General features: G+C 42.2%; 12 protein-coding genes. 3 read left to right on the top strand and 9 right to left on the bottom strand.

The window, feature by feature from the left end:
* Nucleotides 1-121: 121 nt before the first annotated feature.
* On the top strand, nucleotides 122-1,504 hold the full coding sequence (locus IQ229_RS00880; RefSeq protein ID WP_194040445.1) for an aldehyde dehydrogenase: 1,383 nt from the start codon (nucleotides 122-124) through the stop codon (nucleotides 1,502-1,504).
* A gap of 81 nt (nucleotides 1,505-1,585) precedes the next feature.
* Here the strand turns inward: IQ229_RS00880 and IQ229_RS00875 are convergent, their stop codons facing one another.
* From IQ229_RS00875 to IQ229_RS00865, 3 genes are all read right to left on the bottom strand, one after another.
* A complete protein-coding gene (locus IQ229_RS00875) occupies nucleotides 1,586-2,191 on the bottom strand; it encodes a sulfite oxidase-like oxidoreductase (protein ID WP_194040443.1) in 606 nt (201 codons plus the stop codon).
* Nucleotides 2,192-2,486: 295 nt separating this feature from the next.
* Nucleotides 2,487-2,660: a 50S ribosomal protein L32 gene (gene rpmF, locus IQ229_RS00870; protein ID WP_012407602.1), complete on the bottom strand. Its 174-nt coding sequence runs from the start codon at nucleotides 2,658-2,660 to the stop codon at nucleotides 2,487-2,489.
* Nucleotides 2,661-2,856: 196 nt separating this feature from the next.
* Nucleotides 2,857-3,348 (bottom strand): hypothetical protein, encoded by a 492-nt coding sequence (locus IQ229_RS00865; protein ID WP_104905907.1) that lies wholly within the window; start codon nucleotides 3,346-3,348, stop codon nucleotides 2,857-2,859.
* 203 nt (nucleotides 3,349-3,551) lie between these two features.
* Here IQ229_RS00865 and IQ229_RS00860 point away from each other — a divergent pair, with 203 nt between their 5' ends.
* Complete coding sequence (locus IQ229_RS00860) at nucleotides 3,552-5,408, top strand: caspase family protein (protein WP_194040441.1); 1,857 nt, start codon at nucleotides 3,552-3,554, stop codon at nucleotides 5,406-5,408.
* Nucleotides 5,409-5,518: 110 nt separating this feature from the next.
* Here IQ229_RS00860 and IQ229_RS00855 read toward each other — a convergent pair whose 3' ends face one another.
* Complete coding sequence (locus IQ229_RS00855; RefSeq protein ID WP_194040439.1) at nucleotides 5,519-5,896, bottom strand: Mo-dependent nitrogenase C-terminal domain-containing protein; 378 nt, start codon at nucleotides 5,894-5,896, stop codon at nucleotides 5,519-5,521.
* 519 nt (nucleotides 5,897-6,415) lie between these two features.
* Here IQ229_RS00855 and IQ229_RS00850 point away from each other — a divergent pair.
* On the top strand, nucleotides 6,416-7,030 hold the full coding sequence (locus tag IQ229_RS00850) for a hypothetical protein (RefSeq protein ID WP_194040437.1): 615 nt from the start codon (nucleotides 6,416-6,418) through the stop codon (nucleotides 7,028-7,030).
* Between the two features lie 239 nt (nucleotides 7,031-7,269).
* Here IQ229_RS00850 and IQ229_RS00845 read toward each other — a convergent pair whose 3' ends face one another.
* The 5 genes from IQ229_RS00845 to IQ229_RS00825 all read right to left on the bottom strand — a co-directional run bounded on the left by IQ229_RS00845 (nucleotide 7,270) and on the right by IQ229_RS00825 (nucleotide 12,681).
* The gene (locus tag IQ229_RS00845) at nucleotides 7,270-7,437 is read right to left on the bottom strand and encodes a Uma2 family endonuclease (RefSeq protein ID WP_194040435.1); all 168 of its coding nucleotides are present in this window, start codon (nucleotides 7,435-7,437) and stop codon (nucleotides 7,270-7,272) included.
* A 325-nt stretch (nucleotides 7,438-7,762) separates the two neighbouring features.
* Nucleotides 7,763-8,122 carry a Uma2 family endonuclease gene (locus tag IQ229_RS00840; RefSeq protein WP_194040433.1) on the bottom strand — a complete coding sequence of 120 codons (360 nt, stop codon included), beginning with the start codon at nucleotides 8,120-8,122 and terminating at the stop codon, nucleotides 7,763-7,765.
* A 347-nt stretch (nucleotides 8,123-8,469) separates the two neighbouring features.
* A complete protein-coding gene (locus tag IQ229_RS00835; protein ID WP_194040431.1) occupies nucleotides 8,470-10,242 on the bottom strand; it encodes a ribonuclease J in 1,773 nt (590 codons plus the stop codon).
* A gap of 279 nt (nucleotides 10,243-10,521) precedes the next feature.
* Entirely contained in the window at nucleotides 10,522-11,406 is an 885-nt protein-coding gene (gene dapA / locus IQ229_RS00830; protein WP_194040429.1) for a 4-hydroxy-tetrahydrodipicolinate synthase, read from the bottom strand.
* Between the two features lie 237 nt (nucleotides 11,407-11,643).
* Complete coding sequence (locus tag IQ229_RS00825) at nucleotides 11,644-12,681, bottom strand: aspartate-semialdehyde dehydrogenase (RefSeq protein ID WP_194040426.1); 1,038 nt, start codon at nucleotides 12,679-12,681, stop codon at nucleotides 11,644-11,646.
* Nucleotides 12,682-12,700: the final 19 nt, after the last annotated feature.

The raw sequence follows: 12,700 nt of genomic DNA, 5'->3' as shown, positions 1-12,700 counted from the left end.
AGACAGATCTCCCGATGATTTAAAGTGAAAAATCACTTAGAAAATAAACGCTAAAACTTGAAGAATCAAATAGGCTGAGATAATAGCATTAGGATTAAATAGTTTTTGATAGGACAAAACAATGATTACCACTGAATTATCTAACGTTGGCAATATTATCCAGACTCAGCGAGATTTTTTTCAAACGGGCAAAACTAAAGATGTGAATTTTCGCATTGAACAACTGAAAAATCTTAAGCAAGCAATTACCCTGCATGAACAGTCAATAATCGAGGCATTAAAAGCGGATTTACATAAACCAGAAGTAGAAACTTACCTTACAGAAATCAGTGTAATTAAGGATATTGATTACGCCATCAAACATCTTCAAAACTGGACTAAACCCCAAAAAGCAGCGGTTTCCTGGGATTTTTTTTCATACTCAGCTAAAATTTATCCAGAACCATTAGGGGTTGTCTTAATCATCGGTCCTTGGAACTATCCATTTCAGTTAATTATCTCACCGTTAATAGGTGCGATCGCAGCCGGTAATTGTGCAATTATCAAACCTTCCGAAATTGCTTCTCATACGTCTGATGTCATTGCTAAGATTATTGCCAAACATTTTGACCCTGCTTATCTTGCAGTAATTGAAGGAGGCGTGGAAGCAAGTCAAAAACTACTTACAGAAAAGTTTGACCATATCTTTTTTACTGGTGGTACAGTCGTCGGTAAAATCATCATGGCAGCAGCGGCAAAATATCTCACACCAGTGACTTTAGAATTGGGTGGCAAAAGTCCTTGCATAGTAGATACTGACATTAATCTCGAACACACTGTCAGACGAATTACTTGGGGGAAATTCATTAATGCTGGGCAAACTTGTATCGCCCCTGACTATCTTTTAGTTAATAAAACAATCAAGAAAGATTTAATAGATGGTCTGGAAAAATCTTTAAAAGAATTTTATGGCGAGAATCCAGCAAGCAGTCCTGATTATGCCCGCATTATCAGTGAAAAACACTTTGAGAGATTAGTTAGTTTTCTCAAAGATGGAAAAGTTGTCATCGGTGGAGAAAATCAACCTTCAGAGCGTTATATTGCTCCAACACTAATTGATAATGTCTCCCTAGAAGATTCTGTCATGCAGGAAGAAATCTTTGGGCCCATTTTACCCATCATTGAATATACTGACATTGCAGAAGCGATCGCCTTGATTAACTCTAGACCCAAACCCTTGGCGTTATACTTATTTTCTCAAGATAAAAACCTGCAAAAGCGAGTTTTGCAGGAAACTTCCTCTGGTGGAGTTTGTATTAATGACACAGTGATGCAGGTTGGTGTCTCGTCTTTACCATTTGGTGGAGTGGGAGATAGCGGTATCGGCAACTATCACGGCAAAGCTAGCTTTGACACCTTTTCCCATAAGAAAAGTGTATTGCAAAACTCCTTCTGGCTCGATTTAAAATGGCGATATGCTCCATATCAGGGAAAATTGCCACTAATCAAGAAACTTCTAGGTTAAAAAGGTTAAAGGGTACAGATGATAGGGTACAGTTTTTCTTGACTGTAACCTATAACCTGTAACCTATTCCCTTCTGAACTATTAAATCCCAAAAGCGTTGCTGTAACGCTCCTCAGCCCAAGGTTCACCACGACGATGGTAGCCATTGCGCTCCCAAAAACCAAGTTCTTCAGCAGCTAAAAATTCCAAACCATTAAGCCACTTAGCACTTTTCCAAGCGTAGAGGTGGGGCACAACTAGCCTCATCGGCCCACCGTGTTCAGATGGAAGGTCTTCACCAAAGACTTTAAAAGCAAAGAAGTTTTCTTCGCGCAGAAAATCTTCTATGGAAATATTGGTGGTGTAGCCGCCATAGCAGTGTTCCATAACGTGGGCTACTTTCGGGTCTAATTCAATCAGACCCATGAAATCTGTAACTTTAATGCCAGTCCATTTGACATCAAGTTTAGACCAGCGCGTTACACAGTGGAAGTCAGCTGTGAATTCGTGTTGAGGTAGCGCCATAAAATCTGACCAACTAAAGGTAACAGATTTTGCTAAACCCCAAACTCGAAACTCCCATTCCTCAGTGCTGACTTGGGGAGTTTCGCCGTAAGTTAATACGGGAAAACCTTTAGCTAAGTGTTGACCAGGAGGGACGCGTTCGCTCTCTTCTTTGCCTGGTTTCTGAAAAAATTTTCCTAGCATAGTTAGAGAAAAATAAGTTTTCTCAAGATGTTTACAAGCTTTTTTGCTGAATTGCCAACAGTATCAGATGTTTTACTCTTTATATGGACTCTTGAATGATAGGTAATGGGTAATGGATATTTCCAATTACTCACTACCAATTTTTTTCGATCTAATGAGCTTATGTAGAGTGTCTATGATTCATAATGCAATCAGGAAAGCTAAGAAAAAGCATTTATCTAGCGATCGGAACTTTGATTGTTGAGCTTGGCAATCAAATCTATCGGTGCTGTTCGTGCTTTTCCTGACTGAGAAATTATGATTCTTCTTCCTCTTCTTCAGCAGTTGGATAAACAAATGTAGAACGTCCAGTCAAAATTGACTTGCCCAGAGATAGGGCTTTCTGAGCTTCAACGACGGCTTTATGCCTCCAGGTAGCTCGACGTTTATCTCGTTTTGATTTGGAAGTTTTCTTCTTAGGAACAGCCATGTCAGCAGATATCGCGATTCTTGACAACCTTCTTATTCTAGGCCATCCACTGACGCCAAAGACAACAGTTGAGTCAGGAATAAGTAAGTTGGGTTCAGACTGACACTAGGACGCGGGAACAGAAAGAATGACTTTCTTTAAATCCCCCAAGGTTCCGAGCCAAGAAAGCTTTGGCTCGGACTTCTAGCTCAACCCGTCATTTTGGTGTTGACACAGCGCTAGCTGCTGGAACTTGATTGGAGTTATTTTCAAAGAAAAGTAAAGATCGCGCAGTTTTGAAGTAAGTGGCCCAATTTTGAGCATCAGGACGCGATCGCCATTGAGGACGACTGACATCTAATGTCAGGACTGGTGCGATCGCTCCATAATTTTGTACGGACACAATGATGGAAACATCTGTCACCAAGATATCTTGGTCGAAGCTCCTTTGAGCGGCTGCCCTAGCGACCGCTTCCGCTCTCCTGAGAACGGTTTCATAGTTTTCTTCTGGCAGGCGGTCAATAGCTAGATCGACTCTAGCGGTGTAAGCTCGCACAACCTGCGGTGCGATCGCTTCCATCAAAAACCACGCAGGAACAGTAGATATGAGCAAAACTACTAAAGGAATTATCCGGATTCTTCTGGCAATTTGGCTAATAACTGAAAAGGGAGCGAGCGATGATGGTAGGTGAGCAGAAATTTTGCTCATGACCTTCTATCTCCTTAGTAATGATCTGTTATTGAAATTAGGTAAAGGTATTTTTCCGGCTAACTAACGTAATAAAAATTACATTCTAACTTAAGATTCAATCAGAATCACCTAGACTATAAGACATAGGTTAGCTTTGTTTTTTTGGCAAAGCCAACCGCAATTTTAAGACCAGCAAACAACAATAACTGACAAAGAGCGGGATGGCAAATTACTGGGCGATCGCGATTGGTATCAATCAATATCAGTTATTTCAACCTTTAAGTTGTGCCCAAGCAGATGCTGAGGCACTAGAAGATTTTTTGGTGACAGAGGCAGGTTTTCTCCCCAAGCACTGTTTAGTGATGACAGATACTTCGCCGCCGATTGGGGATAGATCGACTTACCCGACGAAGGAGAATATTTTGCTGCTGCTTGAAGATTTGGCAGCAACAAGTTGGCAACCGGAAGACTATCTGTGGTTATTCTTTAGCGGCTATGGAGTCAATTACAAGGGTAAAGATTACTTAATGCCAGCAGAGGGGAACCCGGAACTGGTGCAAGAGACTGGCATAGAATTGCGATCGCTAATGCAAAGTCTGCAACTTGCCGATCTGAATGTATTGCTACTACTCGATATCAACCGCGCTTTTGGTACTCAAGCGGATGCTCCCGTTGGTGAAGAAACAATAGAACTAGCCCAAGAACTACAACTGGCGACAATTCTTTCTTGCCAACCAGAACAATTTTCCCATGAGAGTAACGAACTAGGTCACGGATTCTTTACAGCAGCTTTATTAGAAGCTTTACGTTCTGGCAATGGCAGCAACTTGGCAGATTTAGAAAGCTACCTAAGCCTGATCGTGCCAAAATTATGTCACCACCACTGGCGTCCTATCCAAAACCCTGCCACGATCATCCCATCAAGGCAGCAAGTAATCTTGCCAAATTTGGCAATGGAAAGTGATTTTCAGCCAGAAGCGGTGATTTATCCTGACGAATCTTTTGCTGTTGCCCTTGCAGCTCCTCCCCTTGACGATTCCTCTAAAACTTCAGCAGATCGGGGCAGACGGGGAGAAGCTAGTGTGAACTCCTCCCAACTGATGAAAGGTCAAAAAGTCCAGGAGTCAAAAGGCAGCTTAGTTTCCCAGCCAATAGCAGAAACTTCCTTAGGAGTGAATACCAGAGGAAGATTTATCCCTAATTCCTCAAAAGGTTACGTCTCTCGATTGCCAGCGAATCAGCCAAGCATCCCTTTTTGGAAACAGTTTATCTTGTGGGGCGGAGGCAGCTTGCTGGTAGCAGGTTTAATCGCTGTAGTTTTTCTGCGTAATCAAGAAACTTTTAGAATTAAGCAAATATCAAGTGCATCACCCAATGCTACTGTTAACGATCGCCAGGTTGTCGAGAATTTACCAAGCTATCGCACTCCACCAGTTAGACTCAACAACCAATCTAGCGCTCAAATAGCCTCTAGTTCCCAATCAAAAAAGCGAAATCAAGCAGTATTAGACCTGGCGAAAATGTCGCTCAGACAAACTCAGGCGAGCGATTTGAGCATGGCGATCGCTACAGCCCGAAAAATTAAACCTGGTGAACCACTGTACGAACAAGCTCAGGAGAATATTAAGATTTGGAGCCAGATGATTTTAGATTTAGCAGAGGGTCGTGCTAAACAAAGACAGTATGCCAGCGCTATTGCTGCGGCTCGATTAATCACCAAAGATGAAGCCCCCTACGCCAAAGCACAAGCAGCAATTAACCTGTGGCGCTTAGAGGGTAAACAGTATGTGAGTAACAAAACTCTTTTAGATGCAGCGAATGCCTTAATTAAGCCCGAACAGGCATCTACCTACAATCGGGCGATCGAAGTTGCCAAGAAAGTACCAGCCGCTCAACCAGGCTTTGATGCTGCGCAAAAATCGATCAATAACTGGAGTGAGAAAATTTTAAACTTGGCAAAGCGTCGCGCTGCCGAAGGAGAACGTAAAGCCGCAATTGCCACCGCAGCTTTAGTGCCAGAGGAGACAGGCGCTTACGAAGATGCTCAGGATGCCATTCAAAAATGGCAAAAGAAATAGTAAAAAAATAATAAAAAATGGTTAGGAGTTAGGAATTAGGAGTTATATTATTGATCCCCGGCCTGTTACTCCTGACTCCTAACTTTTTCCTCAGCGTTCATATCTCAGTATTAGCAGTACTGCGATACATCTTCGCCACACTCGTCGGCTAGATAGCACAACGCTCGGAAACGTAGACCAACCACTTCTTCATATAAGGGGTTGAGCTTGCACATGGGTGGGATGTGAAACAAGGTCTTCCCAAATAATTTTACATCGCGCTCAAAGGGGCACTGAGATGGAATCAGTTTGCACAAGCGGTGAGCTAGTTGGCGATCGCGGACTTGAATATTTTCTACTCTTTGCCGTAGGGGTTGGAGAATATCCCACTGAGGCTTGGAAGCAGAATGGTTTAACTGGGTTACTTTATCGTCACTAGTCTCTGCTTGATTGATTGATACCCAGCTAGCCAGAAAAATCTTTTTGGTGGTATTGTCGAATACCTTCATGGTTAACCCTCTGTGTTATTGAGGCTATTCACCTTTTTGATGAATATATACAACGTGGCAACGAACTTTCCCGGAAAAATCGCGTTCTGACTGCGATATAATGTAATACCTGATTAGCCACTTAAGTCAGAACCTAATTTATTACTACGTCAAGTTAATCGCAAATTTCTGGGGATCGGTAGTGTAATATTACGATCTTGTTCATAACTTGACACAGTTTAAATTTTAATAAAGACATCCATCATTGGATAGGTTTCAGTGTAACATTTACAGAACTTAATATAAGACCTTTCTGAAAGAATTTTTGCTAAGTATAAACATCAGTAATACCCTAGAAGGCATTTTTCCTCTCCGTGTTCCCACTTTCTCACGTAAGTGTGTCCCGTTCATCGCTGGCTGAATACCGTAAAAGTAGTGATTTTTGATCGAGTAGAATCGATTGCATTTCACAAAACTAGGTTGGCAGTGGCAATTTGAGAATGATATAGTCTGAAGCGTTAAAATCAGATGAACTTGCTTATGGGTGTTTCTGTACTCTACAGCGCAATTCCTCCTGGCAGTACGCTGTACGCACGCCTTCAACGTGAAAAGGCACTCAGCATCCTTGTAGTTTCTCTTTTCCCTTATGGCTGCGGTATTTTCCGCTTTTTTGAGATTGATCCTGAAGAGATTAATGAAATCCTTGAAGATGTTATCGAAACACACCAAGAGACTTTTGGATCTGAGCTAGAAGCAGATTGGGCAATCGCCCAATTGCGCTCTGAGTTAAGGCTTACTCGTCAAGCCTATCCAGGGATTGAAGATAGAACAGCATCACTAGAAAAAACGTCTGTTGAGATCGAGAAACGTTTGTCGCAGGAGCTATCGAGAAGAAAGGTTGCGAATGCCGATGAGATTGTTGAAAAGCTCATGTTCGGAGATCGAACTCTTGCTCCAACTCTGTTATCAACAGAAGAGTCATTGGGACTTATATCTCGTGAGCTAGTCAGTGAAGGAGCCAGCATTTTTCAACAGATCGATCCTGAAACACTGTTTGCAAGAGATGAATCGTGTTTTGACGACTTCAAGCGGTGGAGAGATTTGTATCTTTCAGTAGCCGAGAAAAATGAGGAGATATTGGTTGGAGTTGCTTGAGGAGAAAGCAATCTAACAAGTTAGATCGCTCTGTCGAGTTGAACATTGGGCGTTGCTGAATCAAGGGATGATTCTTGTAGGGTGGGCGTCTCGCCCGCCCTGAAATACAAGGGACGGGCAAGATGCCCATCCCACAAAACTAGCAAAATCATCCCGCAAATATGCAACGCCGAACATTACAAGATTTAGGCGATCGCAACCAGTATTTTTTTGATTTCACGCAAAGGAACGAAACAACCTTAAGGTGAAAACACCTGCTGGGCTGTCAGGGTTAATTCTGGGAACATTTGAGAAACAATCCGTTGGTCTTCGATAAACATAGTTTGCTTGTAACTGCTCTGATTTAGCAAACACACAGTTATTTTATTTTCCAGAGGATCGACAATCCAATACTCGAACACACCCATCGCCGCATACTCAAAGGTTTTTTGGTTATAGTCTCTGTCAATAGATTCGGTTCTTCAGGACTTATTATGCCAAATAATTAGTGATCCAAGTTAAGAATCGTCAATTAGTATATAAAGTTATGAGTAAAGTCGTTGATATGGTTGACATTGAAACCATATTTATTATTAGCTGTAAATATAACAATCATATTTTTAGGTGTATTTACAGACATGCTCAACAAAAGAGGAATAAAAATTCTAACAGAGCTTCTGGATTTGAAAGATGTAAAAGTTATATCACAGCGTCTTCATGCGGGGATTGGAATTGTTTTACAAACCGAATCAATTAAATCGGTTCTTCAGGGCTTACCACTTCAACTAAGAGGGGTGGAGCAGTTTTGAGGATAGCCGAGGTAGTCTCAATACTTTTTGCCTGTTCATTGGTAATTACACAAACATCAGGTCTTCTAAGTTGTTTATTGGTCAGCACCTCTGTACCGTTAGGGCGCGGTTGTAAAGGCAGTCCCATTTTTTGAATTTCTAAAAAAAAGCGAACTAACAGTAGGGTGATAATCGCCTCATGTTTGCCAGTACCAGGAGGCATTTCTACCAGCACCTCATCCTCAATTTCATAGCGCTTGTCTGTGCCGTCATCAAAATTGATGTATTCCTCAAGAGTACTAATTTTGATTGGTGTTTTAGTCATAGCGATCGCCTCCAATAACTATAGGCAGGCAAGTACGAATTGCTGAGGCTTCAATCCCGATTATAAGAGACTAGGACAATAAAGTTGCTATTGTGCGATCGCATCTGAGTCCGAAAATATTTATACAAACAATTCTGGCAGCGCGTTAACTTGCTCAAAATTGGACTCAGCAATTTATAAATAACTACTTAAAAAAGTTTATACATTTAAATATTTTTTCTTGTAAATAAATATTTAAATGTATAAAAAAGCAATTTTATTTCTCTAACTCTCATGCCAAAGCGCAAAGACGTTCAGAAAAACTCTGCGTCTTTGCGCTTCTGTATGAGATTTTTATCTTAAATTCTCTATGATGCTACCTGAGCAGCAGTCCGAGTCCGCCGTCTTCTCCCATCAGCAACTTTTACAGGTGGCTCATCAGGGATTTGCATCAACAAAGTCACAGATGGCTGACATTGCAATTCCCGACGAATGGAACGTTGCAATTCTCGTTCTAAAGTACCTTGCAATCCACCCCAGTCTATATCTGCTGCTTCACCTTGCTCAGGAGCAAATTCTGTCCAGCGCACAGTGAGGATTTCTTCAATGCGTTGTTTTACCCAGGTTTGTAACAGCGATCGCTCTACACTTGTCACTACACCCCGGAGGTGAGTTTCTGGTTTTGCCAACAGTTTACCATTCCAATCAATGGCAGCTGCGATCGTGATAATGCCTTCTGAAGCCATGCGTTGCCGTTCTTGCAGAACTTTCGCACTTACCATACCCGAACTGGTAGTATCCACCAATTCGATACCAGACGGCACTTTACCAGCGACGCGAATCGCATCTTCAGTCAGTTCGACAATATCACCATTCTGAATAATGATCATATTTTCTGCGGGAATGCCCATACTCTGAGCCGTTTCTGCGTGCTTCACGAGCATCCGATGTTCGCCGTGAAATGGCACAAAGAACTTGGGTCGAGTTAAGGCAATCATCAGTTTTTGTTCTTCCTGACAGCCGTGACCGGAGACGTGAATTCCTTTATCCCGCCCATAGACCACTTTCGCACCTTGAATCATCAATTTATCAATGGTGTTGACTACAGCGATCGTATTTCCGGGAATTGGGTTAGCAGAGAATACTACCGTATCTCCTTCGCGGATTTTGATGTGAGGATGTTCTTTGTTGGCAATGCGGGTCATTGCTGACATTGATTCACCCTGAGAGCCTGTAGTTAAAATTAAAACTCTCTCATCAGGTAGATTGCGGACTGCGTGCAATGGTTGCAGCAGATTGTCTTCACACTTGATGTAACCTAAATTGCGGGCATGAGCAATCAAGTTCAGCATGGAACGCCCCACAACTGTCACTACACGGTTCTGCTTCTTGGCAATATCCAAAATCATGTTGATGCGATGGACGCTAGAAGCAAACGTAGTGACAAATAATCGCCCAGGTGCTTGACTAAACACTCTCTCCAGATTGGGATAAACTGAACGTTCTGAAGGTGTAAACCCTGGCACTTCTGCGTTAGTGGAATCACTCAATAAACAAAGAACGCCTTTTTCACCATGTTCTGCTAGACGTTGCAAGTCAAACTTTTCACCATCCACTGGGGTATGGTCAATTTTAAAATCCCCTGTATGAATGACTACACCCAGGGGAGTATGAATGGCAACAGTGAAACTATCAGCGATGGAATGGGTGTTACGGATATATTCAACTAAAAAGTTTTTGCCAATCCGCACCACATCACGTGGTAGAACTGTTCTGATTTCTGTGCGATCGCGGACTCCTGCTTCTTCTAATTTACCCTCTAGCATTGCCATTGCTAGTCTTGGCCCATAAATCACTGGGATATCAAATTGCTTGAGATGAAAAGCAATCCCACCGATATGGTCTTCATGACCATGAGTAACGATCATCCCTTTAATTTTGTGGCGATTTTCCCGCAGATAGGTCGTATCTGGTAAAACAATATTGACTCCATGCATCGCCTCTGTGGGAAAAGCCAATCCTGCATCTAGCAGGATAATTTCATCGTCATACTCAAAAAGACAGGTATTTTTACCAATTTCATGCAAACCGCCCAAAGGAATAATTTTCAAGGCGGAATTATTAGCTTCGTTTTTAGCCATTTTCTCCTTAGATTGTTACTTGTGGTTAATTAAGTTGATAGTTAACGAACTTGTATTTAAGACAACATCATCTGTCTCTTAAGTCAGTCCCAAAGCAATCAAGTTTTAATTGAAGATTTCAATTTTTTATTCAATAAAATCGACTGTACACTGAAGAATTTATAGTATGTCTATCAGTCGTAGCACAGATTTTTAAATTGCAACTTATGAACAATTATGACCATTGTTTATATGTAACTTTATAAAGCAGCACATTACCAACGCTTAACTAGATGATGGCTAGATTAAACTAAGTTCTTTCAGAACTGCTTCTAACTTTTGACTTACTTCTAAATCAGCTTCACATAGGGGCGGACGAGTTGAACCAACCTCCCAACCTTGAAGTTTCAGTGCTTTTTTCACTGGAATGGGATTTGAAGTGAGAAATAGAGCTTTAAACAACGGGAAGAGTTGGAGATGAATGTCGCTTGCTACCTCATTTTTCCCAGCCCTAAAAGCTTGAATCATCTGCTGTAGTTGGTTGCCTACCAGATGAGAAGCCACACTTACCACGCCCTTTGCCCCGATCGCTAACAAGGGCAAAGTCATGTAATCATCACCAGAATAGATGTGGAATTCTTTTGGTGTCAAGCGACGAATTTCGCTTGCCTGATCTATATTACCAGTGGATTCTTTAATCCCGACAATATTGCTAACCTCAGCTAACCGGGCAACTGTTTCTGGCTGAAGGTTTTGTCCGGTACGACCGGGGACATTATATAACAACAACGGTAAGTCGGGACAGGCTTGTGCTATTGCCTTAAAGTGCGCTTCCAATCCCGCTTGCGGCGGTTTGTTGTAATAAGGAACAACTTGTAAGGAACCATGTACTCCTATTTTAGACGCTTTTTGGGTGGCTGCGATCGCTTCTTTGGTGGAATTCGATCCACAACCCGCGATTACCTTGGCTTTTCCAGCCACGGACTGCAATACCTCGACAAACAACTGGTATTCTTCATCCCAACTTAGCGTCGGGGATTCTCCGGTTGTGCCGCATATCACCAATGTATCTGTACCGTTGTTAGCTAGATGCGCCGCCAGTTCTGCCGCTACATCATAGTTAACACTACCATCTGCTTTAAATGGCGTAATCATAGCGGTTAAAACATTGCCAAAATCTCCCACCCTTTTTTCACTCCTGATTACCCATGTTTTTATATCTTGGTGGTTCTCTATTGTAATAACCTATCTGGAAATTGCTTTCAAGTGTCATTTTTCCTTTGTCATTAATCATTTGTCCTTTGTCACTTTACTAATGACCAATGACTAATACAACTCTTGGAGAGGCTACGCCAACGACTACGCGGTAGTTGAATCTCGACTTCGCTCGATTACCGCGCAGTCGAAACTCAGTACAAGTGACTAATGACTAATAGCTAATGGTTTGAGTAGATTTTTCTCTACTAACAATTCGGCGATTTGTACTGCATTCAATGCTGCACCTTTGCGAATTTGGTCGCCAGATAACCATAATTCCAAGCCACAAGGATGAGAAATATCCTGCCGAATTCTTCCCACTAAAACTTCATCTCGACCGGTTGCTTCTATTGGCATCGGAAAATGATTAGTTCCCCAATCTTCTACCAATTTTACTCCAGGGGAGGAATTTAAAATTTCTCTGGCTTCCTTCGCACTAAAGGGAGTCTCAAATTCTAAATTAATGGCTTCTGAGTGAGCGCGGAGTACGGGAACCCGTATACAGGTTGCAGTGATTCTGATTTGCTGCGTACCAAATATTTTTCGGGTTTCGTTAACCATTTTCATTTCTTCCTCACAGTAACCCAAATCGTTTAATGGGGAGTTATGCGGGAATAAATTAAATGCCAATGGGTAAGGCAATATTTCGGCAATCGCTGGCTGTCCTTGTAGTATAGCGCTTGTTTGGGTTTTGACTTCTGCCATTGCTCTAGCACCCGCACCACTAGCAGATTGGTAGGTTGCAGCGACGATGCGTTGCACTGGTTTAACTTTATGCAATGGCCAGACTGCCACAGCCATCAAAATCGTTGTACAGTTGGGGTTAGCGATAATGCCTTGGTGATGCGCTGCGGCTTGGGGATTCACCTCTGGAACTACTAAGGGAACTTCCGGGTTCATCCGAAAAGCACTGGAGTTGTCAATTACCACTGCGCCTTTTTCCACAGCAACTGCTGCCCAAGTTTTGGATGTGGAACCGCCTGCACTAGCTAGTACTATATCGACATTTTCAAAAGCGCGATCGCTCACTGCCTCTATTGGTATATTTTCACCTTTAAACCGCAGCGATCGCCCCACACTCCGCTCTGATGCCAATAACTTCAAGTCAGCAACCGGAAAGTTACGACTTTCTAATAATTCCAGCAACTCTGTGCCTACTGCACCAGTAGCTCCTAAAATAGCTAAACGATAGGATTTCGACAAACTTGCTTCCTCCTTATAA

The sequence above is a fragment of the Nostoc cf. edaphicum LEGE 07299 genome (genome assembly GCF_015207245.1).
Taxonomy (GTDB): Bacteria; Cyanobacteriota; Cyanobacteriia; order Cyanobacteriales; family Nostocaceae; genus Nostoc; species Nostoc edaphicum_B.
Note: the sequence above shows the minus strand (reverse complement) of the source record. Positions and strands in the feature narration are given on the sequence as shown.